The organism is Streptomyces sp. NPDC018019 (genome assembly GCF_044327805.1).
Taxonomy (GTDB): domain Bacteria; phylum Actinomycetota; class Actinomycetes; order Streptomycetales; family Streptomycetaceae; genus Streptomyces.
This window is the reverse complement of the sequence record NZ_JBIRGD010000006.1, coordinates 1-20,035: the sequence shown is the minus strand read 5'-3', so window position 1 is coordinate 20,035 and position 20,035 is coordinate 1. Positions and strand designations below refer to the sequence as shown.

General features: G+C 70.3%; 26 protein-coding genes and 1 tRNA gene. 6 read left to right on the top strand and 21 right to left on the bottom strand.

The annotated features are described in order from the left end of the window. Positions 1-18: 18 nt before the first annotated feature. The 19 genes from ACH4FX_RS12055 to ACH4FX_RS11965 form a co-directional block, all read right to left on the bottom strand. Positions 19-1,827 (bottom strand): hypothetical protein, encoded by a 1,809-nt coding sequence (locus ACH4FX_RS12055; protein WP_398477775.1) that lies wholly within the window; start codon positions 1,825-1,827, stop codon positions 19-21. Beyond that, entirely contained in the window at positions 1,820-1,999 is a 180-nt protein-coding gene (locus ACH4FX_RS12050; protein WP_398477773.1) for a hypothetical protein, read from the bottom strand. Before ACH4FX_RS12050 ends, ACH4FX_RS12055 begins: the two co-directional genes overlap by 8 nt. Beyond that, entirely contained in the window at positions 1,996-2,400 is a 405-nt protein-coding gene (locus ACH4FX_RS12045) for an endonuclease VII domain-containing protein (RefSeq protein WP_398477771.1), read from the bottom strand. Before ACH4FX_RS12045 ends, ACH4FX_RS12050 begins: the two co-directional genes overlap by 4 nt. After that, positions 2,378-3,112 carry a hypothetical protein gene (locus tag ACH4FX_RS12040; RefSeq protein ID WP_398477769.1) on the bottom strand — a complete coding sequence of 245 codons (735 nt, stop codon included), beginning with the start codon at positions 3,110-3,112 and terminating at the stop codon, positions 2,378-2,380. Before ACH4FX_RS12040 ends, ACH4FX_RS12045 begins: the two co-directional genes overlap by 23 nt. 128 nt (positions 3,113-3,240) lie before the next feature. Then, positions 3,241-4,653, bottom strand: coding sequence for a DNA cytosine methyltransferase (locus ACH4FX_RS12035; protein WP_398477767.1), 1,413 nt, complete (start codon positions 4,651-4,653; stop codon positions 3,241-3,243). A gap of 73 nt (positions 4,654-4,726) precedes the next feature. Beyond that, a complete protein-coding gene (locus tag ACH4FX_RS12030) occupies positions 4,727-5,074 on the bottom strand; it encodes a hypothetical protein (RefSeq protein ID WP_398477765.1) in 348 nt (115 codons plus the stop codon). Further along, positions 5,071-5,484 (bottom strand): NUDIX domain-containing protein, encoded by a 414-nt coding sequence (locus tag ACH4FX_RS12025; protein ID WP_398477763.1) that lies wholly within the window; start codon positions 5,482-5,484, stop codon positions 5,071-5,073. The genes ACH4FX_RS12030 and ACH4FX_RS12025 overlap by 4 nt, the downstream gene beginning before the upstream one ends. A gap of 52 nt (positions 5,485-5,536) precedes the next feature. Then, complete coding sequence (locus ACH4FX_RS12020; protein WP_398477761.1) at positions 5,537-5,698, bottom strand: hypothetical protein; 162 nt, start codon at positions 5,696-5,698, stop codon at positions 5,537-5,539. Further along, a complete protein-coding gene (locus tag ACH4FX_RS12015; protein WP_398477759.1) occupies positions 5,695-5,859 on the bottom strand; it encodes a hypothetical protein in 165 nt (54 codons plus the stop codon). The genes ACH4FX_RS12020 and ACH4FX_RS12015 overlap by 4 nt, the downstream gene beginning before the upstream one ends. Next, on the bottom strand, positions 5,856-6,074 hold the full coding sequence (locus tag ACH4FX_RS12010) for a hypothetical protein (RefSeq protein WP_398477757.1): 219 nt from the start codon (positions 6,072-6,074) through the stop codon (positions 5,856-5,858). Before ACH4FX_RS12010 ends, ACH4FX_RS12015 begins: the two co-directional genes overlap by 4 nt. 104 nt (positions 6,075-6,178) lie before the next feature. After that, positions 6,179-6,271 (bottom strand) — tRNA-Arg (locus ACH4FX_RS12005). A 471-nt stretch (positions 6,272-6,742) separates the two neighbouring features. Next, positions 6,743-6,973, bottom strand: coding sequence for a hypothetical protein (locus ACH4FX_RS12000; protein WP_398477756.1), 231 nt, complete (start codon positions 6,971-6,973; stop codon positions 6,743-6,745). A gap of 68 nt (positions 6,974-7,041) precedes the next feature. Beyond that, a complete protein-coding gene (locus ACH4FX_RS11995) occupies positions 7,042-7,710 on the bottom strand; it encodes a hypothetical protein (protein ID WP_398477754.1) in 669 nt (222 codons plus the stop codon). Continuing rightward, the gene (locus ACH4FX_RS11990; protein ID WP_398477752.1) at positions 7,704-7,886 is read right to left on the bottom strand and encodes a hypothetical protein; all 183 of its coding nucleotides are present in this window, start codon (positions 7,884-7,886) and stop codon (positions 7,704-7,706) included. Before ACH4FX_RS11990 ends, ACH4FX_RS11995 begins: the two co-directional genes overlap by 7 nt. A gap of 122 nt (positions 7,887-8,008) precedes the next feature. After that, positions 8,009-8,239: a hypothetical protein gene (locus tag ACH4FX_RS11985; protein ID WP_398477750.1), complete on the bottom strand. Its 231-nt coding sequence runs from the start codon at positions 8,237-8,239 to the stop codon at positions 8,009-8,011. Between the two features lie 129 nt (positions 8,240-8,368). Beyond that, complete coding sequence (locus tag ACH4FX_RS11980; protein WP_398477748.1) at positions 8,369-8,638, bottom strand: hypothetical protein; 270 nt, start codon at positions 8,636-8,638, stop codon at positions 8,369-8,371. A 200-nt stretch (positions 8,639-8,838) separates the two neighbouring features. Next, a complete protein-coding gene (locus ACH4FX_RS11975; protein ID WP_398477746.1) occupies positions 8,839-9,054 on the bottom strand; it encodes a hypothetical protein in 216 nt (71 codons plus the stop codon). An 8-nt stretch (positions 9,055-9,062) separates the two neighbouring features. Then, positions 9,063-9,416: a hypothetical protein gene (locus tag ACH4FX_RS11970; RefSeq protein WP_398477745.1), complete on the bottom strand. Its 354-nt coding sequence runs from the start codon at positions 9,414-9,416 to the stop codon at positions 9,063-9,065. 270 nt (positions 9,417-9,686) lie between these two features. Then, positions 9,687-10,694 (bottom strand): DUF932 domain-containing protein, encoded by a 1,008-nt coding sequence (locus tag ACH4FX_RS11965; RefSeq protein ID WP_398477743.1) that lies wholly within the window; start codon positions 10,692-10,694, stop codon positions 9,687-9,689. Between the two features lie 228 nt (positions 10,695-10,922). Between ACH4FX_RS11965 and ACH4FX_RS11960 the strand changes: the two genes are divergently transcribed. Beyond that, positions 10,923-11,057: a hypothetical protein gene (locus ACH4FX_RS11960; RefSeq protein WP_398477741.1), complete on the top strand. Its 135-nt coding sequence runs from the start codon at positions 10,923-10,925 to the stop codon at positions 11,055-11,057. Positions 11,058-11,061: 4 nt separating this feature from the next. On the opposite strand, the gene ACH4FX_RS11955 is transcribed toward ACH4FX_RS11960, so the two are convergent. After that, complete coding sequence (locus tag ACH4FX_RS11955) at positions 11,062-11,289, bottom strand: hypothetical protein (RefSeq protein ID WP_398477739.1); 228 nt, start codon at positions 11,287-11,289, stop codon at positions 11,062-11,064. A 464-nt stretch (positions 11,290-11,753) separates the two neighbouring features. Continuing rightward, positions 11,754-13,112, bottom strand: coding sequence for a peptidase C39 family protein (locus tag ACH4FX_RS11950; RefSeq protein WP_398477737.1), 1,359 nt, complete (start codon positions 13,110-13,112; stop codon positions 11,754-11,756). 239 nt (positions 13,113-13,351) lie between these two features. Here ACH4FX_RS11950 and ACH4FX_RS11945 point away from each other — a divergent pair, with 239 nt between their 5' ends. From ACH4FX_RS11945 to ACH4FX_RS11925, 5 genes are all read left to right on the top strand, one after another. Further along, on the top strand, positions 13,352-13,996 hold the full coding sequence (locus ACH4FX_RS11945) for a uridine kinase (protein ID WP_398477735.1): 645 nt from the start codon (positions 13,352-13,354) through the stop codon (positions 13,994-13,996). Between the two features lie 454 nt (positions 13,997-14,450). Beyond that, positions 14,451-16,358, top strand: a complete 1,908-nt coding sequence (locus tag ACH4FX_RS11940; RefSeq protein ID WP_398477734.1) for an AAA family ATPase — start codon at positions 14,451-14,453, stop codon at positions 16,356-16,358. 359 nt (positions 16,359-16,717) lie between these two features. Then, positions 16,718-17,431, top strand: a complete 714-nt coding sequence (locus tag ACH4FX_RS11935) for an urease subunit gamma (RefSeq protein ID WP_398477733.1) — start codon at positions 16,718-16,720, stop codon at positions 17,429-17,431. Positions 17,432-17,436: 5 nt separating this feature from the next. Further along, positions 17,437-19,389 carry an urease subunit alpha gene (locus ACH4FX_RS11930; protein WP_398478405.1) on the top strand — a complete coding sequence of 651 codons (1,953 nt, stop codon included), beginning with the start codon at positions 17,437-17,439 and terminating at the stop codon, positions 19,387-19,389. A 44-nt stretch (positions 19,390-19,433) separates the two neighbouring features. Then, positions 19,434-20,035 (top strand): urease accessory protein UreF (locus ACH4FX_RS11925; protein ID WP_398477731.1); only part of this gene is annotated, 602 nt, incomplete at its 3' end.

The following is a 20,035-nucleotide window of genomic DNA, read 5'->3' as shown; positions in this document are numbered from 1 at the left end:
TCTCTTCCATTCTCTTGGTCACCGACCCGGGCAGCCGCGCGTCATATCCGGATCACCGGGTGCGTGGAACTGGCAATAGCGGCAGTCGTCGGCAACGGGAAATGTGGCGGCGACTTTCAGTGCACCGTTCGCGCCGAAATGGTCACAGTCGCTGATCTTGGCCGCTATCCCGTCCACCCGCGCCAGCGCGTCGCGGGCGATCTGCGGGTCGTAGCGCTCCACCACTACGTACAGATCGTCCAGCGTGGACGCCTCCATGGGCCAGGAGATGAGCGCTACGTAATCGACCTGCTCGCCCCTCAAACGGGCGCCAAAGCCGTACACATGGAGCTGCGCGCGGTAGAGGGGCGTCATGCCCTTGGTACGCAGCCGGTCCTGGCTCCGGCGCCCCTGGACTTTGTGATCACCGACCATGAACAGGACGCGGTCCAGCAGGTCCGCTGTCCCCTTCGGTACGCGCTCCGAAGGGAATTGCAGTGGTACTTCTACCGCAAAGCGCCCCTGTCCGGCATCTGCCCACTGGAACATGTCAGCGAGACCGGCGTGAATGCAGGTTCCCTTGAAGGAGGCCCAGTTGTCTCGGCCGGGACTGACGGGAGCCACGCGCAGAAGGGACATTGCGATACGTCGGTCACATGGGGTGCCGATGTCGCTCGGGCCCATGGTTTCCTGAACGCTGCGGTCCAGCCGGGTGGAATACGCATAGAACATTTCCTTCAGCCGCGCCGCTATCTGCTCGCCTCTGAGCGTCATCGGCTGGACTTCGGTGACGACGCGCGGCGCGGCGTCCGGCTGGCTGAACGGGCTGCCGGGCCGGGCGAATTCAGTCCTCGAAGGCGGCGCAGTGGCTGGGGTCGTCGGGCCTGCAGCCGTCGAAGGTCCCGCATCCGGTATCGGCGAAGGGGCAGCGATCGGCATCGCCTCGTACCGGGCCAGCGTCTCCGGCACCGCCGGGGGCGGTTCGCCTACGGTCAGCTTCCGGGCAGTCGCACTCTCCGTAGACGCCGCCCTGTGGATTGAGGCAGCAGGGCTCGTCTGCGACTCGTGGATGCCCGTGCTGGACGGAGCATCCTCCGAGACAGCGGCAACAGCCTCCGCAGAAGCCGGGCCCGGAGCAGGTTCCCCGGGCGCAGCCGGCGGCGCATACCCCGGGCAGCTCAACGCCTGCCGGTTCAGCAACCACTGGTGCGAGAGGTGCTTCGTGGTGATGTTGCACCGGCGCGGCGCCGCCGCCTTCTTCGGGAACGCCGCCGCCAGCGCATGGATCTCCGGCAGCGGGGTAGATTCCCCGGCACCAGCACCACCCGCACAGCCCGCACCAGTTGGGCTCGTCGCAGTTATCGAGAGGCCGGATCGGACGCTCTGCGGCTTCGGCGAGTCCGGCGGCGTAGGCATCGACTCCGGAGAGGGCGGCGGCAGCTTCCGTTCCTCGATCTTCCTTGCGGCCTTTCCCCACTTGCTGATCAGCTCCGCTGCCTCGGTGGGCTGCTCGTTCTTCCTGTCCTCGCTGGGCGCCCTGTACGGCGTGCCGCCCGCCGGGCACATCTCCGGCTTCGGCGGGTCCTTGCGGTGCTCCGCGAGGCGGCCGTCCCGGCCGATGGCCGGCGAGCGGTCGCACTCCGGGCAGTCGGCGTAGTCGCGGCCCTTGACGGGCCGGTCGTCGTTGTCCGTCTCGGGCCCGCGTTGGAGCAGGTGCGCCGGGATGGATTCGGCTGACATGCCGCACTTGCTGCCGTCGGCGCCGTCGTGCCTGCGGAAGCGGTCGGCCGTCGTGGCCGTGATGTTCTTGTGGCAGTCCGGGCAGCGGTACTTCCGTGCCTCAGCCATCGTCGTCCGCGCCGGTGTCGATGCTGATACTCGTGAGCCGGCCGCGGAAGCTGACCCTTGCTTTGATCAAGGCGTCCTGCGCCGCGCCGCCGCCCGAGCCCGTCACCGTCTTGATCAGTTCGCACAGGTCGTGCCACGTCAGTCCGCTCTTCTGGGTCTTCGTGTAGATCACCCGTCGCCTCCTTCCTTGAGTTGCCGTGCAGGCGGATCGCCCAGGTACGCCATCGCGCGGGAGAAGAAGAGAACGCTGTCCCGCGCGTGGCCGAGCATCGAGTTGCAAGGGCGGCACAGAAGGCCGCGCACCGCCCCGTCCCTGTGGTTGTGGTCAATGCTCAGGCGCCGCGTCGCCCCCGTGGCGCGGCGGCAGATTGCGCAGCGCCCGCCCTGCACTGCGTAGAGCCGGGCGTACTCACCCGGCCCCAGCCCGTACGTCCGCTGCGCAGACCTCTCGTGCGCCGCCTCCCTGCGCCGCCGGTTCTCCGCCCGGTGGTGCGTCGCACAGCGCGGGCCGGGGTGCGGAGCGGGGCGGCGTGCGCCCGGCGGGCAGTCCTTACAGCGCCTGGCCGCGGCCATGCAGATCCTCCCTGGTGATTCGGTGATACCGGTGCTCGGTCGGCGGCGGCAGCCGCTTCCAGTCCAGCGACGGCCAAGTGCACTGGGCGGCAAGCCGGCGCCGCTGGCGCCGATCCCCCGTCGTCGTCCAGTACTTGACCTTGGGTTTGCGCCGGACCGTGCCTCGGTATCCGGAGCGCATCGCCTCCCGGCTGTGCCCGCCCCTCAGCGGCACGTAATCCAGCCGCGGGGTGCGGCGCTCCATATCCGTCCAGCCCGCGTAGCGGAACGACATGGCGCGGTACACGTAGCCCATGTGCCCCTGTGTGGTGTCTGCGTAGGACACGATGACGTGCGGAGGCACCTGGCGCAGCGCCCGGGATACGAACCAGCTCGCTGTGTTCTTCGGCATGGCGTCGGCGACCCACAGCCGGTTCAGCTCGATGACCCGGGACGGCTCCGCGGGACAGGCGCCGCGCTGGAGATGGCCGCTTGCCGGGCAGCCCAGAGTGACCAGACCCACGGGTGCTGCCTCGCAGTACAGCCCGAACGCGAAGGAGACCGCGGGTTTGCGGTGCAGGTAGTGCTCCCTTTCTGCCAGCTCCCGTGCGGGCCGCGCGGCCATGGGACGGACCTCCATATCCAGCAGGCCGACCATGGCGGGCAGGTCAAGAGGAACATCCCACTCTTCCTCGTCACCTAGCTCAGGAAATTCGATGTTATTCGTCGTCATCGGTTCCAGCCCACTTGTCTCGGGGGTCAAGGAAACCGGATCGGGGCACAGAGCACATCAGCCGTCTTCAGGTCGGCCTGGCTGCCCCCAATGCGCCCGCCCGGCGTTTTCCCCCGGCACCCCGTCGGTCACTCCGCCATTGATTCCAGGGCGCAGCCGACCAGGTCCCGCGCCATTGGCGGCGGCACTGCATTGCCGATCATTTTCACGCGGTCGCGCTTGCTGTACGTGTCTTCGCCCCACAGGTACGAGTCGGGGAACGCCTGGAACCGGGCGTACTCGTAGGGTTCCAGCATCCGGAATCCGCAGGCATTCACGAAGTGGCGCCAGGCGCGTGATTTCCTGCGGTGCATGGACAGAATCTCGGTAAGAGACGCCCCGCGGCACGGGTCGGGCAACAGCCCTGCACGGTCGACGGTGGTCACGGTCATGAAGGGCTGCTCCGTGGTCCGCGCCTTCGAACGCGAGTAATACGGAATCAGCAGTCCGTGATGGTTTCCGCTGGCGCAGACCGTGGACAGCGGCTCGGTGACACGGCGGCTCTTCGAGCTTCCGCCGCGCAGCTCCGCGATGAACGGAGGGATGGCAATCCCGGTCTCGTTCCGCGTTGTCACCGTACGCATGGGACCTGCGGCGGCGGTCGGCCGCTTGCCGTCCCTGCCTTCCACGGGGACCAGAGAGGCGCCGTACGTACGCAGTCCGTATTCGATGCGCCACATGGTCTTGTCGGCGAGCGTGCCCTTCCGGTCACCGATCAACTGCGCCGGGCGGTCCCAGTCGATCAGCTCACGGGCCGGCCGGACGTACGGCCGGACGACCTCGTTACAGGCCGGGCACGCATACATGTACTGCGTGCGGTACTTGCCTGCGCCCTTGCCCTTCTTCCACACCTGACGGCCGCGCACATGGCCGCAGTTGGAACACTGCGCCATCGGCGCGAGCCACCGCTGTGTGTCCGGGCACGGTGTGCCCTTCGGGTGCATCAGACAGAACCACCGGTCACGCCACTGGTTGGCGGCGAGCCCCAGGATATTAGCGTGCGCCGCGTTCAGGAAAACCTCATGAAGACAGTAGCCGGTGTCCTCCAGCGCAATCCGCCAGCCACGGAAGGCCCACCATTTCCTGACCTCCACTACGTTCTCCACGATAATGAAGCGGTACTGGTGCACTTCCGCGAAGCGTTGCACATCCCACATGGTTGCCCTGCTGCGTTCAGCCGCATCCGTGTCGGACATCATCCGCGCACCCTGGGCGATACTGTGCTTCGTGCATGAGGGAGAGAACCACGCACAGTCCGTACGTGCATAACGTCGCGGGTCGACCTGCGAAATGTCTGCGCAGTCATGCTTTGTGTCCGGGTGGTTTTCCTGGTGGACGGCTACCGCGGCCGGCCAGTGGTTGATGGCCATGGCGGTCCGCTGGCCTGGGATGAGATGGATTCCGAAAGTTGATCCTCCGATGCCGCTGAAGCCGTCCAGCCATTCGACCGGCCCGAGACCGGCCAGCCTCTCGAACAGCGCTGCCTTCTGTGCCGGATTCACATGTGCCTCTCAACGTGCGGGCGCCCCGCGGCCGATGTCCGGAGCGGGGCGTACAGGTGGGCGCGCTGTGGTTCTAGTTGTGCTGATCGGACGACGCCGGCCTTACGGACTTGACCGGGGTGTCCCGCTCGCACTCCGCGTACACCGCGGGATAGCGCGTCTTCAGGTATTCGCCGTCCAGGCCGCGCCGGTAGGTGACGGCCACCTCGAAGGCAGGCGTCCCGTCCGGCCCGAGCGCCAGCGACGACGCGGGGCGCGTGTCCTCGGGGTCGTAGCCGAGCGCGTCCAGCAGCTGCGCCTTCAGCGCCTTCTCGTGCTTCGCCCAGCGGCTCTTCGCCTCGGCGGCGGCGCGCACTTCTTCGTACAGCGCCACCACGTCCTCGCCGACCGTCACTGCGGCGGGCCTGTTCTCCTCGGTCATCCCCGGTTCCCGGAGGCCACGGCTGCGATGATGTCGGCGTGGTCGAACGCCAGCGGCGGCAGGGCGGCCAGCGGCCACCACCGGGCGTTACGGGCGTCGCTCCCGGCCTTGACGGGCGTCTCCGCGGGCACTCGGGCGAGATACACGTCCGTGGCGTACCGGCCGCGCGGGTCACGGCCCGGCTCGGCCCACGTGCCGACCGGGAGCAGGTCCTCGGCGTCCACGCGGACGCCGGTCTCCTCCTCCAGCTCCCGCGCTGCTGCCGCCCGGCTCGCCTCCCCGGAATCGACATGGCCCCCCGGAAGGGCCCACTCACCTTCGTACGGCGGCCAGTCGCGTTCGATGAGCAGAACGCGGCCGTCCGGTGTGACGGCCACAGTGTCGGCGGTGTACTGAATGGTCTCGGTCATGTCGCCCCTCGGTGATTGCGGTGGTGGCGCCGGCCCCGGTCGGGCGGCGCACCTAGTGCTCGGCCGAGCCGTACTCGGCGTGATGGCTGCGGGCGTCGGCCACGTCCAGCGGCGCGGCGTCCAGGGCTGCGCGCACCAGGGCGCGGTGGTCGACATCGCTCTGCGACAGGACGCGGGCGGCGCGCAGCGTCTCGGGGCTCACCTCGAAGTTCACGGTGCGGTCCTCGCAAGGAAGCGTCCTGCCGCACGGGAGACCTGCTGCGCCCGGCCGGACGCCTTCGCAGCGCGGGCCCGGTCCTGCTGCCCGCCCGCGCCGCCGCTGCCCCGCTTGCGGGTGCGTACGGCCTTGGCGAGCTGCACGCGGCGCTGCGTCATTCCGCACCGCCGGGCGGTATCTCGAAACACACGGCGAGGGCGGCGAACGCCGCGTCGGCGTCGCTGTCCAGCGCGTGGCGGTCGGGGTCGTCCAGCGGCAGACGCAGGCGCAGTATCTCCAGCCGGGCGAGGCGGCGCGTACGGACGGGATGGCGCAGCACGGCTGCGATCGGATGCCGGGCGGTGATGCGGAAGTGGAAGTGGATGACGGACATGGCGCCCCCTCCGGGGCCGGGCCTGCGGGTACTGCGGGCGGCGCCGAAGGCACGCCGAAGGGCCCCGTTCCCCCAAGGGGCGGGGCGTTACCGGTGCGTGAAAGTGCCCCCGCCCGGACTCGAACCGGGGTCTCGGGCGCCGCCGCAGGGGACTGGGATCGGCGGCGCCCGGCTCTTCCTGACTGAGCTACGGGGGCGGGCCCGCCGGACCGGCGGGGTAGTGCGTGATCAGTCGCTGATCCGGTGTTCGTCGGCGCATTCCTTGTGCGCGAGGACCTGTGCACCCAGCAGGCGTCCGACGGGGCGCAGCAGGCCGCAGTTGCCACCGGCCGCAGTCCATGCCGCTGAGCTGACGGGTGGTCAGCCTGTCAGGGGGCGGAAGGCTGTACGGATAGAGCAGCACTACTCCTCCTTGGATGAAGGCCCCGGCCCGGCTTGAACGGGCGGCTGGGCTGCGCTGCGCCGGCCACCACTGCGGCGCGCTGCGTTCCAGGCGGGCGGTCCCGCCGCCGGCCGCGTGCGTGCGGCGCGACGGGGCTGTCCGGGCAGGGACTCCCAGTGCCCGGGGTCCTTCTCGTGAGCGGGGGCGTCCCCTCCCCCGGGGAGTCTTGGTGCCCCGGCCTGCCTTCGCGGCTACGTCCGTTACGACCGGACCGGGGCCGTGCGGGTCAGGCGGGGAAGACATCCATGGCGACTTCGAGCGTCCAGACGCCGGGTTCCGAGGCGGAGTGGTTCACGCGGGCGGTCTCGCCGTCGACGTAGCGCCGCACGATGGCGCCGTTCTCCTCAATCAGGTTCAGGCCGGGCCGCTCGCCCGCGCCCTCCAGCGCGTTCAGTGCGTCGCAGAGGTTCTGCCACAACTGGATGCGGTCCTGGTGCCACTGCTCGTTGCTGGTCATGACATGCACCTCCTTCTGAGGCTGTGGTTCAGGGGCCGACCGGCGGGCCGGGCCGCTCAGATGCAGGGTCAGGTACTCCGGACAGGCCATGGCCCAATCTCCCATTCGTCCACGGTGAGGTGGTCGCCGCCGTACGCGCGGCTCGGGGCGAGGAATGCGGTGAGGTGGTCGGCGGCCATGGCGCGCGAGTCGGCGCGGGAGACGTGGCAGGGGTGTTCCGGCTGGCCGTAATCGCTCATGAGCGACCAGCCCCACCGGGGCATGTTCTCGATCCACTCTGTGTACCGACGCCCCATCCGGTCGTGCGAGAAGCGCAGCGCGCGGGCGTTCGGGATGGTGTTGAACTCCTCTTTGGTGATCGGCCCCTTGAAGGTGGTGGCCGCGTCAGGCGCGGGGTTGAGGTAGATCACTTCGCGGATCTTCCAGAGCGCCGGAGCGTCGTGCCACTGAGGCTTGTCCGGGGTCTGCGCGAGACCGGTGCCGAACCTCTTGAGCATGCCAGGCGTACAGCTGCGCGAGTGGTACGTCAGCCTGAAATCGAAGCGGTCGCCGCGCTGCCTCTTCGCCTCATCGGCAGTCAGCAGCCGCCCGATCTCCACGTTGACGAACGGGTTGCCCCCACTGTCGGCCGCCCACTGCACGAGCGTCTTCCAGCCGTACGCCGTTGCGTAAGTCACCAGGCCCGTGACGGTCTTCGGGACGGCGTATCCGTCCGGCGGTGTGCTGGTCATCAGCACTCCCCGTTGTCGTAGTAGCCGCACTCCACGGAGCTGCCGAGCGAGACGGCCACGCTCCACTCGTACGCGCCGGCAGGGAGCGGAGGCGGGTGCTCGGACTGCACGTGCTCGTTCAGGGCGCTGCCCAGGCTGGACGTGTGGTCGCAGTACGGACAGAACAGCTGACGCTGTGCCATGACGCCCCCTTCCGGGGCAGTGATCGGGAAAGAGGCGGCGCCCCCGCCCGGAGGGGAGGGAACAGGCAAGGGGCGCCGCGGGGCCCGCCCGGGTGGCGGGGGGATGCGTCCCGGGCGGGAGTTCAGCCGTCGAAGCCGGACCAGGCGGCCACCGGGATGCCTAGCGTGAGGAGGTCGGCGTCCTCGAAGTACGCGGCGGGGTCGCCTTCCGCATAGTCCGCGTCGAACCACGGGCGGGGATCTCCCAGGAAGCGCGGCGACCAGACCACGGTGCGGTCGTCACGGGTCACGTGGATCTTGGCCTGGCGGCGGATGCCGTCTTCCGTCCACGTCCAGGCGTAGGGCTCAGGCATCGTCGCCGTCCTCAGGTGCCTGCTCTTCGGGCCCAACCTCGACCTGGTCGCCTTCCTTGAGGCCCTGGAAGTCTGTGACCGGCGATATATTCGGACGGCCGGACTTCCAGCGAGGCGCTGCGCCCGTCATCAGGCGTGCCCCTCTTCCACGATCAGCAGCGCCATGCGGTGCCCCACCCAGTACGTGTCCGACTCGCGGTTGACACCCTCCCGGTACTCAAGTCCGTCGCTGAACCCGGCCACGAGTGTGGCGAGCCACTCTGCGCGCTCGGAGGCCGGACGCCCGAGCAGCAGTGCCAGCAGCGGCAGCCGCAACGCCTCTGCTGCGGATCGGTCCAAGTCGCAGTAAGCCGGGTTCTGGTAGCTGGCCAGCGGCGCGATGCCGTAGTCGTTGCCCATGACGCCCCTCCTTGGGGCTTGCGGGTGGGATCGGAATGGGTGCTCCGGTCTGCATCGCTGCGTACGTCCGTGGAGACCGGACCGGGGCGGGAAGATCGATCAGCGGGTCCTCACGGTCACCGCCACGGCCACCATGACCAGCGCGGCGGCGAACATGTACAGGAACCAGTGGCCCCAGACCCAGACGACGATGGAGAGGATCATGATGCTGCCTCGATCTCCTGGCGCCAACCGGTGCCGAGGTTGTGGTGGCTGTAGGCGTAGTAGCCGCGTCCGCCGTCGTCGTCATTGAGCTGGACGCAGTGGGGCCAGGCAGCTTCGACGACCAGGCCCGTGATGGTGACGGGCGCTTTGGCGTCGGGCTTCCAGCGGCGGATGCGGATGCGCTGGCCTGCCTTGATGTCTTGCTCGTTCATGACTCCCCCTACGGGTGCCGCGTCAGCGGCTCAGAGCTGGGTTGCCACCGCATCGCGTCGCCGCTGACGTAGTCGGCCAGCACGCGGTCGATGCGTTCGACGGTGCGGCGCGGCGACGGGACGGCGGACGGGTTGGCGGTGCGCGGGTAGCTCTCCCACGCTTCGGCGAGGACGTGCAGCTCGCTCGCTCGGTAGGCCATCACGCGCCGGAAGCGGCCGTTGATCAGCCGGAACGCCTTGCGGGGCTCGCGGCGGTAGATGCTGCGGTAGGTCTCGGCAGCGATGCGGCCGAACGGGGAGGCATAGCGCCAGGTGGCGGGCAGTCCCCGGGTGACCAGGTACTCAGCGACGGTGATTTTCATGCCGCTCCCCCTGTTCAGCCACTGTTTCTGTACCTACATAATCTCGCCTGGATCATGGAGCGTCAATGGCTACAGCCATGATTTCTGTAGGTACATAAAAGGCGCCGGTGCGGAGTCTTCCGTAGCACCGGGGCCGTCATCCGGCAGGTGGCCGGCGAAGCGCCGGTAGCCACTCAAGGTGACACCCCGCACCGAGGACAGGTGCGGGGCGTCGGCCCGGGAAGCGGCACCCCGCCCGGGAAGCAGTGCCTCCCGGGAGGGACCGGGCGGTCAGGCGGCCAGAGCGAGCACACGGCGGACGGTGTCCGCGTCGGCGGTCTCGGTCTCACCGGTGACCGCACGGAGCATGTTGCGCTCCGGCCGCTCCATGCCGCGCACGATGCTGCCGTGGTGCTGGTAGGTGTTCATCGCCTGCCAGGCGCCGAAGGCCGTACCGCGCCACGGGGCGACACGCTCGTCCGTCGTCCACAGCGTGCGCAGCGCCGCCCGCTTGTTCTCCGCCATGGTGCGGGCGCGGGTGTTCTTGGCGTCCTTCTCCTTGGGCAGCGGCGCAAGGTCGTTTACGATCCGCGTCCAGGTGGCGTCATCGACCTTGACCGCGCACAGCTCCCTGACGCTGGCCGCGAAGTCGTCCGCGGTGGAGTACACGATGCCGAGCGCTTGGCGGGCATCGCCCAGGCGGCCAAGACTCCGGCTGGTCGACTTGACCTTGAACACCTGCTCGTGCCGCTCCCCCAGCGCGACCGCCATGGTGTTGTCGCAGACGACGTTGGTCACGACCCGCTTGAAGGTCGTCGCCACGCTGCCGTCGAAGGAGGCGCACGCCAGAAGGTTCGGGCGGAACCTGACGCCTTCCGGGGTCTCGATCGTGTCGGGGACCTCTACCGAGACCCACGCGACCGCGCCGCCCCGCAGCAGTCCGGCCGACCCGATGGACAGGGAGTCATCCAGGATGCTCGCCACGGACTTGACCAGCCACTCGCCGTACTGGTGCGGCTGGTAGCCGTTCTTGAAGACGCCCATCACGTGGCCGTTGTCGCTGCGGACGACCGCCTTGCGGCCGGGGACCAGCATCGTCCCGCTGCCGCCGCTGGACTTGATGAAGATTTCCTTCTCTTCGGCCGTCCAGTCGAACAGCCGCTTCTCGACCTCGGTCACCGGGACGGCGCCCGGGAAGTGGTTCTGGTCGCCCTGCCGGTAGTGCCACGCCGTGCCGCGCTTGTCGGTGAAGCCGATCAGAGTGTTCTCACTGAGCCACTGATGCGTTTCCTTCGACATAGCGACCTCCCTGGTCACTAAGGGTTCCTGTACCTACATAATCCTGCTGGGATCGTAGGGCGTCAATGGCCGCCGCCATGATTTATGTAGGTACACAAAAGGCTGCCCGCCACGAACCGGCGGAGACGCGAGGCCGCACCCCTGCTAGGTTTTCTGTACCTACATCAACCGGGAGGCCACGCCATGGGACGGCCCGCCACGGGGAAGACGCCGCTGCGGAATATTCGCGTGCCCGACGAACTCTGGAAGGCCGCGCTGGAAGAGGCGGCAGCAGCGGGTACAACGGTCACCGCATGGGTCAACGCCGACCTCCGGAGGCGGGTCGACGCCGCCCGGCGGAAGCGCGAGCGCGGCGCCGGCTGACGCGCTACCGCAAAGGCAGCTCCAGTACCGCGCAGCCGACGCACAGGACTGCCGCGTAGGCCACAGGGGCGAAGACCAGGACGATGTTCCCCGTCTGCGCGCCGATGATCTGAGCGGCGACGGACGCCGCGCCGAACAGGACGACCAGGGGCGGGGCAGCTTTTCTGGCCTGCCGCCACACCAGGCGGTACAGGTGCAGACAGATACGGATGGCTTGCGCAATGCGGTCCACGGGTCTCCTCGGGATGCCGTGCCTGGCGCACAAAAAGACCGCCGCCCGGCACGCATGGGCTGCGGTCATGTGCCGTTCGATTTAGCCTGCGACTGTTTCCGGAAACGGGAAACCCAGTGCGACGCCATGGGAACATCTATTCCCCACGGGCCGGATTGCCGCAGGTCAGTGACGAGGTAATAAAGTCATTAACTTCCACGGGTCGTACGACTCGGCGTCCGCCGCGTACGGAAAGCGCACCAGGTGGTACCCGTCGCTGTCGTACGAGATCTTCTGCGTGCCGGCCCCGTGCTTCTCCGCGTCCCAGAGCAATGAACACACCGCTACGGACATGCGTCCCTCCCCCAACTTCCGACTGCCGGAACCCCATCGGCCCCGTCGGTCCCATTGCGCCACAGGTTGCGCGCAACCGGTAGACGGCGGACGGCCCCGGCCGCCGGAGGGGACGGAGAGGAACGACGGGTTCAGCAGATGCCGACCGCGGCCAGCGCGTGCCGCTGGACCGCCGTGACCTCGGTGGGGAAGTACACGTAGCAGATGCCGCCGGTGCCGCTGACGACCTTGCCCTCGGCGTTCTTGCGTTTGGTGCGGAGCCAGATGTTCTCGAACTGGCGGCGCTGGTAGACGCGGCGGACGGCGGCGTTGGCCGGCGAGTTGGGGTCGTTGGCGATCACGTCGCCGGACTTGGTGAAGCCGATGACGGTCATCAGGTGGCCGGCGGTGCCGTAGCCCGCGCCGGTCAGTTCGGGGGCCAGGAAGGACTGCGAGGTGATGACCGGGATGCCGGCGCGGACCAGGGTCTCGGCGTCGGAGAGGCTGCCGAGCCGGGTGACGGCGGCCTCCATGTCCCGGTACGTGGCCGCGTAGGCGGTGTTGAAGGGCCAGTTGCCGCAGCCCTGGTACTGGTAGTCGTAGGTGAAGCGGGCGGCGTGGCAGACCTGGGGGTCGGCGTAGGACGGGTTGACCCAGGCCAGGTCGGCGGCGGTGGGCCTGCGGCCCCAGTACTCGATGATCATCTGTGACGAGGTGGGGCTGCACCACGCCTCGCCCCCGTTGTCGTACTCCGGGTACTGCCCCTTGTGGATCTCCTGCGAGTACCGCGGCACGGCCAGCTCGCGGCCGGTCGCCACGCCCGGCTTCGAGGCCGGCACGTCGAAGCGGTCGGGGACGTCGGACCCCATCAGGCCCAGGCGCCACACGGTGGGGGTCAGAGTGGTGCCGGGCCTGCGGTGGAGCGTGGCCCGCAGTTCGTAGGAGGCCAGCCGCAGCCCGCTCGCGGGGTCGTCGATCGCGAAGGTGTCGGTGGAGATGCTGCTCCTGCCGTCCTTCTGGCCGTCGACGGAGGTACGGCGGATGTCGCCGTCCCCGGCGGCCCAGCGGCCCATCACGTACCACGGGGTGCGCCCGCCGTCGCTGTACGTGCCGCGCAGTTCGACGGTGATCCAGGTGCCGGCCGGTGTGTCGGCGTTCCAGGACACGACGGCTTCCGTGGCGGGGACCTTCAGGGGGCGGGCCGGGGAGGTCCAGACCGCGTACTCCCACGTGGCGGTGGTGCCGGTGTGCGGATCGCGGTAGTCGGCCGAGCCCGCCGGGCGGTCGATCGCCACCCCGGGGCGGCCCGCGCTCACGACACGGGTGCCGTTCGCGACGCCCTGGTTCCAGTCAGCTGCGGTGTGCCAGGCCCGGTAGTCCACGAGACGCTTCGCCTTCGGTGCGGCGGACGGTGCGGAAGGGGAGGCGCCGTGCGCCAGAGGGGTCGCCGCGCCCGCCGCGACGGCGAGGGCGGCGGCCAGAACGGTACGCCGGGGTGTGGGTCTGCTCATGGTGGGGTCCCCCAGTCGGATGCGAAGGGTTGAGCCAGGAGAGCGGTGGAGCCCCACTATTCCCCCGCCTCCGCCCGACGGCCAGCCGTTCGTCGCGCGTCGCGGCAGGGATCAGCTGTTTGCGGCAGCCGGGGCGGGTCCGGGCCCCCGCGGGGGCGGGTCTTCGACGGCCCGCGGTCCGGACACCCCGTACCGGTAATCTTGCCGCGTCCCACCCGTCACAGGAGACAGGCAGCAGCGTGCGTCAAGAGCCGACCCGGCCGTTCCCGCCCGGGGCGCGGCCGTCACCCGGGGCGACCGCCCTGACCGGCCTCGCCGGCCGGCTGCGCGCGCTGGCCCCGTCCTGCGGCCCGGTGCGGCTGATCGCGGTGGACGGGCACGCCGGGTCCGGGAAGAGCACCTTCGCGCGGTGCCTGGCCGCGGCGCTCGGCGACGCCCCGGTCGTCCACGTGGACGACATCGCCACCCATCGCGAACTGTTCGCCTGGACGGACCGGTTCCGGGACGAGGTGCTGGATCCGCTGTCCCGCGGGGAGACCGCGCGGTACCGGGTGTACGACTGGGAGCGCAGGGAGTTCACCGCGCGCCGCGAGCTGGCACCGGCGCACGCCGTCGTCGTGGAGGGCGTGGGCGCGGGCCGCCGCGCCCTGCGCCCGTATCTGGCGTGTCTGCTGTGGATGGACCTGACGGCAGCTCAGTCCTGGGAACGCGGAAGGCTGCGGGACGGTCCGGCGCTCGACGGGTTCTGGGATGACTGGATCTCTGCGGAGCGCGCCCATTTCGCCGCGGACCCCACCCGTCCGCACGCCGCCCTGCTGGTGCGCGGGCGCGCCGAGGGATACGCGGTGCTGCCGGGGCCGGGCGGGGCGGACGGTACCCCCTGAACCGTCACCGTACGTGACGGACCACCGGCGGTACGCAGATCGTCGCCGTGCGCGTACCGCCGACTGCCTCAACTCGGCTTGACCTGGGGGGCGTACAGGACTTACGTTCTCAATGTGCGGTTCTGACGGACCGCCCGCAGACGCGAAGCCCCCGGTTGTTCCCCCGTGATCGGGGGCTTCGTTCTGTGCCCGGACGCCCGGGGTGCGTCGCGTACCGCCCGCCCCTCACCCTATGTCACCGCTCCCTTCGCGCCGCGGAGCCCCGTCTTCCCCCGTACCGCCCTCTTCGGCCTGCACCGATACCGCAGGTACGATGCGAGTCTGTGCCACCGAAGGACGCAATCGAAGAGCCCGGACGGCGGGCAACGCCCGTCCGCAGTACGGCGGTTCGAACACGCTGCGGCCTGGCACTCGCCCGGCGGCACACCACGGGGGACGTTTTGTGGGGGACGTGATGGATTTCGGCACCCAGGGCACGCACGCCCCGGCCGAACTCGCCTGGCTTCGCGCGGTGGACGCCTACACGGTAGGCGCGTACCCGCAGGCCGAGGAGGAGTTCCGGGCCGCGGTGCGGATGGACCCGACGATGGCCGACGGCTGGCTCGGCCTGCACGCGCTGCGTGCGGACACCTCGACCGCGCTGCTGCGCATGCACCGGCACCGCGACCGTTTCGGGGAACAGCGGGCCCGGCATCGACGCACGCTCAATTCCTGGTACTGGCTGGGCTGGTGGGTGCAGCCGGTGCTGGAGACCGGCCGCGACCTGCTGCTGGCCCACGCCTCGCACTGGCTCGACGGCCGCCATGTGGCCGAGCTGGACCAGGCGCTGGCCGGCTGCCCGCCGGTGGACACCGACCCGCAGGTGCGCTTCCTGCACGCCTGCCGCGCCTATCTCGTCAAGGACTGGGACCAGCTCGTCCGGCACACCGAACCTCTGCTCGACGATCCGCTGCTCGGCATCGAGGCCGGGCTGTTCGGCGGCATGGCACGGGTGCGCCAGGAGATGTACGGGCAGGCCGAGCCGCTGCTGTCGGCCGCCCTGATGCGCTGCCGCAGCGAACAGCCGCAGCGCAAGGAGCTGCGGTACTGGCTCGCCCGGGCCCACGAGGGCACCGGCCGCAGCGCGGCGGCGCTGCCGCTGTACCGCGCGGTGCACCGGGTCGATCCGGCGTTCATGGACACCTCGGCGCGGCTGGCGGCCATCGCCGAGGGGGACGGCCTGGAGGAGGGGGCCGACCTGGCGGCCGTCTCCGCCTCCGGCCTCGGCCAGGAGGCGGGCGGCGACCTCGATCCGCTGTCCCCGCTCGACCCGGTGGACGGGCGGGAGCTGCTGGCCGCGACCGAGCCGGAGGGCCCGGACGGCGACCTGGCGGGCGGCTCGCCGGGGGACGCCGGCCCGGCCGTACGGGAGAAGGCCGCGCTCGGCGCGCCACGCGGCGCCGACCAGCTGCCCACCGGCCCGTCCGACCCGGTGCTGCTGGAGAAGGCGCTGGCCGAGCTGGAGCGGATGGTCGGGCTGGAGCCGGTGAAGCGTCAGGTCAGGGCGCTGTCGGCGCAGTTGCGGATGGCCCGGCTGCGGGCGGGCCAGGGGCTGCCGGTGCAGCCGCCGAAACGACACTTCGTCTTCTCGGGGCCCTCGGGCACCGGCAAGACCACCGTGGCCCGGATACTCGGCCGGGTGTTCTATGCGCTCGGCCTGCTGGGCGGCGACCACCTCGTCGAGGCGCAACGGGCCGACCTGGTGGGCGAGTTCCTGGGGCAGACCGCCGTGAAGGCGAACGAGCTGATCGACTCGGCGCTGGGCGGGGTGCTGTTCGTGGACGAGGCGTACAGCCTGTCGAACTCGGCGTACAGCAAGGGCGACGCGTACGGCGACGAGGCGTTGCAGGTGCTGCTCAAGCGGGCCGAGGACAACCGGGACCGGCTGGTCGTCATCCTCGCCGGCTACCCGGAGGGCATGGACCGCCTGCTGGCCGCCAACCCCGGCCTGTCCTCGCGCTTCACCTCGCGCGTCGACTTCCCGAGCTACCGGCCGGCGGAGCTGACCGCCATCGGCGAGGTGCTGGCCGCCGAGAACGGCGACCACTGGGACGAGGAGTCCCTGGAGGAGCTGCGGAGCATCAGCGGGCACGTCGTCGAACAGGGCTGGATCGACGAACTGGGCAACGGCCGCTTCCTGCGCACCCTGTACGAGAAGAGCTGCGCCTACCGTGACCTGCGGCTGTCCACCTGGTCCGGCACCCCGACCCGCGACGACCTGGCCACCTTGCGCCTGCCGGACCTGATGCAGGCGTACGGCGAGGTCCTCTCCGGCCGCGGTCCGGCCACCGGCCCGGGCCCGGACGCCCCGCCACCGCTCTGAGGCCACCGCTCCGAGGCCACCGCTCCGACGGCACCGGGGCGCCCGGCAGCGCGGGCGCCCCGGGCGGTCGACGGGTCGGCCGACCGCCCGCGAGCACCAAATGCCGCGCTCTTCTGCCGGTCCGCCCGGTCTTCACTCATCCGGGTGCCGGACACGTGATCCGCCGCTCGCCGGCCACCGGCGTCCTCATGATGAGCCCATGTCGGGTTGGGGAACGGCCGTCGGTGGCCGTTGCGCTGGAGCGCCGGCACGGGATGACGTCGCAGGACGCTGTCCGGGGTGCCGGTGACGCGTGGCCAGAGCCCAACACGCGGTCCAGGGCGGACGTTCTGGACAGGAGCGAAGGCAGGGATGCGGCTGTGCACCTGACTCCACACGAACAAGAACGCCTGATGCTGCACGTGGCGGCGGACGTCGCCGAGAAGCGCAGGGCCCGGGGCGTGCGGCTCAACTATCCCGAGACGATGGCCCTGCTGATCGTGCACGTTCTCGAAGGCGCCCGGGACGGCAGGACCGTCGCCGACCTGATGTCCTCCGGCCGGAAGCTGCTGTCCCGGGAGGAGGTGATGGATGGCGTCCCGGAGATGATCGAGAACGTGCAGGTGGAAGCCACGTTCCCGGACGGGACGAAGCTGGTGACCGTCCACGATCCCTTTCCGGCGGTGGGCCGGGACGACGAGCCGGACGTCTGGCCGGGAAAAGTCGACTTCTCCCCGCGCGCGGAAGACGCGGTGGTGGTCTTCAACGAACGCAACCGGAGGGAGAACGAGATCACGACGCTGACGGTCGGGAACCCGACCGACCGTCCCGTCCAGGTCGGCTCCCACTACCACTTCGCGGAGGCCAACGACGGTCTGCGGTTCTCTCGTGAGAAGGCGTGGGGCAAGCGGCTGAACGTCCCCGCCGGCAGCTCCGTACGGTTCGAACCCGGCATCACCCAAGAGGTCGAGCTCGTGCCGATCGAGGGTGAGCGCGTGGTCCACGGCCTGCGCGGCAAGGTCAGGGCACTGCCCCGGAAGACCAAGGGTTCGCTCGACGACATCAAGGGCTCGTTCGCCGAGGAGCAGATGTGACATCCATGGACGCGTGCCCCGACTGCTCCTGCTGCCCGCCGGAGCCGGGCCCCTTCGATCCCCTGCCGCGTGCCGACTATGCGGACCGGTTCGGCCCCACGACCCGCGACCGTATCCGCCTCGCCGACACGGCACTGTGCATCAGGATCGAAGACGACTGGTCGGGCGGTCCCGGGCGCAGCGGTCACGAGATGGTCTTCGGCGGCGGCAAAGTGATCCGCGAGTCGATGGGGCAGTCCGTCGCGCCGCGGAACCCGGGCCGGCACAAGACCGGCCGGGCCGCCGGCGGTCGTGTGCTGCCGCCCGACACCGTCATCACCGGCGCGGTGGTGCTGGACCACTGGGGCGTCGTCAAGGCCGACGTCGCCATCCGGGACGGCGAGATCGTCGCGCTGGGCAAGGCGTACAACCCCGAGACGATGGATCCTCTGCACGCGGAGAGCGGCACCCGTCACCACGGCATCGGCCCGGCGCCCACCGACTTCGTCGTCGGCCCGGAGACCGAGGTGATCGCGGGCAACGGCCGCATCCTGACCGCCGGCGGAATCGACACGCACGTGCACTTCGTCTGCCCAGAGCAGGTGCGTGAGGCGCTGGCCGCGGGCGTCACCACGCTGATCGGCGGCGGAACGGGGCCGGCGGAAGGCAGCAAGGCCACCACCGTGACGCCCGGTTCCTGGCACCTCGACCGCGCCTTCGAGGCGCTGGACGGCTTCCCGGTCAACATCGGGCTGCTCGGCAAGGGCGCCACCATGTCGAAGGAGTCCATGCTGGATCAGGTGGACGCCGGCGTCATCGGGCTCAAGGTCCACGAGGACTGGGGCGCCACCCCGGCCGTCATCGACGCGTGTCTGCGGGTCTGCGAGGAGACCGGTGTCCAGCTCGCGCTGCACGCCGACTCGCTGAACGAGGCCGGTTTCGTCCAGGACACCCTCGACGCCGTCGCCGGGCGGCCCCTGCACGTCTTCCACGTCGAGGGCGCCGGCGGCGGCCACGCGCCCGACATGATCGCCATGGTCTCCGAGCCGAACGTGCTGCCGGCCTCCACCAACCCCACCCGGCCGCTGACCGTCAACACGGTCAAGGAGCACTTCGACATGGTCATGGTCTGCCATCACCTGAACCCCAAGGTCGAGGAGGACCTGGCGTTCGCCGACTCCCGGATCCGGCCCTCGACGATGGCGGCCGAGGACGTTCTGCACGACCTCGGCGCCATCTCGATCATGTCGTCGGACGCCCAGGCCATGGGCCGCATCGGCGAGATGATCATGCGTACCTGGCAGACCGCGCATGTGATGAAGGTGCGCCGCGGCTTCCTGCCGGAGGACCAGCCCAAGGACAGGCCGCAGACCGGTCCCGAGAACACGGAGCAGGGCGGTACGCCGGAGCCCGAGCCGCCGGCCGACAACCGGCGCGCCCGCCGCTACGTCGCCAAGTACACCATCAACCCCGCCCTCGCCCAGGGCATCGATGCCGTCGTGGGCTCGGTGGAGTGCGGCAAGCTGGCCGACCTGGTGCTGTGGGAGCCGAAGTTCTTCGGGGTCAGCCCGCACCTTGTCATCAAGGGCGGCCAGATCGCCTACGCGCAGGTGGGTGACGCCAACGCCTCCATCCCGACCCCGCAGCCGGTGCTGCCGCGCCCCATGTGGGGAGCCACGGGGCTGGCTCCCGGCGCCATCTCGTACAACTTCGTCACCGAGCGGGCCCTCAGGAAGGGGCTGGCCAAGGGGCGCAGGCTGACCAAGGGGTTCCGGGCCATCAAGGACACGCGCACGGTGACCAAGGCCGACATGAGGGAGAACGACGCCACTCCCGATGTCCGTATCGACCCCGACACCTACGAGGTCGTCATCGGCGGAGCGAAGGTGACGGACGTGACGTCGTTCGTCGACGACCAGATCGTCGACCGGGCCTATGTGTCCGAACTGCCGATGGCCCAGCGTTACTTCCTCTTCTGAGCGGTCCGGTACACGTGCGAGAGGCCGAAGAAGGAGGTACGGCGATGAGCCGGGCGGCGCTGCTCGTTCTGGCGGACGGCCGGTTTCCGGCGGGCGGGCATGCGCATTCCGGTGGTGCTGAGGCGGCCGTGAAGGCGGGGCGGATCCGGGACGCGGTGAGCCTGGAGGCGTTCTGCCGGGGCCGGCTGCACACCGCGGGCCTGGTCGCGGCGGCCCTGGCCGCGGCCGCGGCGGCCGGGTGCGATCCGGTGGTGCTGGATGAGGCGGCCGATGCCCGGACGCCGGTGCCCGCGCTGCGGCTGGCGGCGCGCCGGCTCGGACGGCAGATGATGCGCGCCGCCCGCGCCACCTGGCCCTCGGCGGAGCTGGACGCGCTGGCCGCGGCCCGGCCGCGCGGCGCGCACCAGCCCATCGTGCTGGGGCTGGCGGCCCGCTCGGCGGGGCTGGTGCCGCTGGATGCCGCCTGTGCCGCGGCGTATGAGAACGTCAGCGGCCCGGCCACCGCCGCCGTCCGCCTGCTCAGCCTGGACCCGTTCGAGGCGACCGCCGTGCTGGCCCGTCTGGCGGGGCCGCTGGAACAGGTCGCCGGGCAGGCCGCCGACGCGGCCCGCCGGGTGCCCGCGGAGGGGACCGGTGCGCTGCCCGC

Bases quoted from the DNA above. Each gene is read 5' to 3' on its own strand.
- ACH4FX_RS12055 (WP_398477775.1), bottom strand. From the start codon at position 1,827: ATGGCTGAGGCACGGAAGTACCGCTGCCCGGACTGCCACAAGAACATC.
- ACH4FX_RS12045 (WP_398477771.1), bottom strand. From the start codon at position 2,400: ATGGCCGCGGCCAGGCGCTGTAAGGACTGCCCGCCGGGCGCACGCCGC.
- ACH4FX_RS12040 (WP_398477769.1), bottom strand. From the start codon at position 3,112: ATGACGACGAATAACATCGAATTTCCTGAGCTAGGTGACGAGGAAGAG.
- ACH4FX_RS12030 (WP_398477765.1), bottom strand. From the start codon at position 5,074: ATGACCGAGGAGAACAGGCCCGCCGCAGTGACGGTCGGCGAGGACGTG.
- ACH4FX_RS12025 (WP_398477763.1), bottom strand. From the start codon at position 5,484: ATGACCGAGACCATTCAGTACACCGCCGACACTGTGGCCGTCACACCG.
- ACH4FX_RS12015 (WP_398477759.1), bottom strand. From the start codon at position 5,859: ATGACGCAGCGCCGCGTGCAGCTCGCCAAGGCCGTACGCACCCGCAAG.
- ACH4FX_RS12010 (WP_398477757.1), bottom strand. From the start codon at position 6,074: ATGTCCGTCATCCACTTCCACTTCCGCATCACCGCCCGGCATCCGATC.
- ACH4FX_RS12000 (WP_398477756.1), bottom strand. From the start codon at position 6,973: ATGACCAGCAACGAGCAGTGGCACCAGGACCGCATCCAGTTGTGGCAG.
- ACH4FX_RS11990 (WP_398477752.1), bottom strand. From the start codon at position 7,886: ATGGCACAGCGTCAGCTGTTCTGTCCGTACTGCGACCACACGTCCAGC.
- ACH4FX_RS11985 (WP_398477750.1), bottom strand. From the start codon at position 8,239: ATGCCTGAGCCCTACGCCTGGACGTGGACGGAAGACGGCATCCGCCGC.
- ACH4FX_RS11980 (WP_398477748.1), bottom strand. From the start codon at position 8,638: ATGGGCAACGACTACGGCATCGCGCCGCTGGCCAGCTACCAGAACCCG.
- ACH4FX_RS11975 (WP_398477746.1), bottom strand. From the start codon at position 9,054: ATGAACGAGCAAGACATCAAGGCAGGCCAGCGCATCCGCATCCGCCGC.
- ACH4FX_RS11970 (WP_398477745.1), bottom strand. From the start codon at position 9,416: ATGAAAATCACCGTCGCTGAGTACCTGGTCACCCGGGGACTGCCCGCC.
- ACH4FX_RS11965 (WP_398477743.1), bottom strand. From the start codon at position 10,694: ATGTCGAAGGAAACGCATCAGTGGCTCAGTGAGAACACTCTGATCGGC.
- ACH4FX_RS11950 (WP_398477737.1), bottom strand. From the start codon at position 13,112: ATGAGCAGACCCACACCCCGGCGTACCGTTCTGGCCGCCGCCCTCGCC.
- ACH4FX_RS11940 (WP_398477734.1), top strand. From the start codon at position 14,451: ATGGATTTCGGCACCCAGGGCACGCACGCCCCGGCCGAACTCGCCTGG.
- ACH4FX_RS11930 (WP_398478405.1), top strand. From the start codon at position 17,437: ATGGACGCGTGCCCCGACTGCTCCTGCTGCCCGCCGGAGCCGGGCCCC.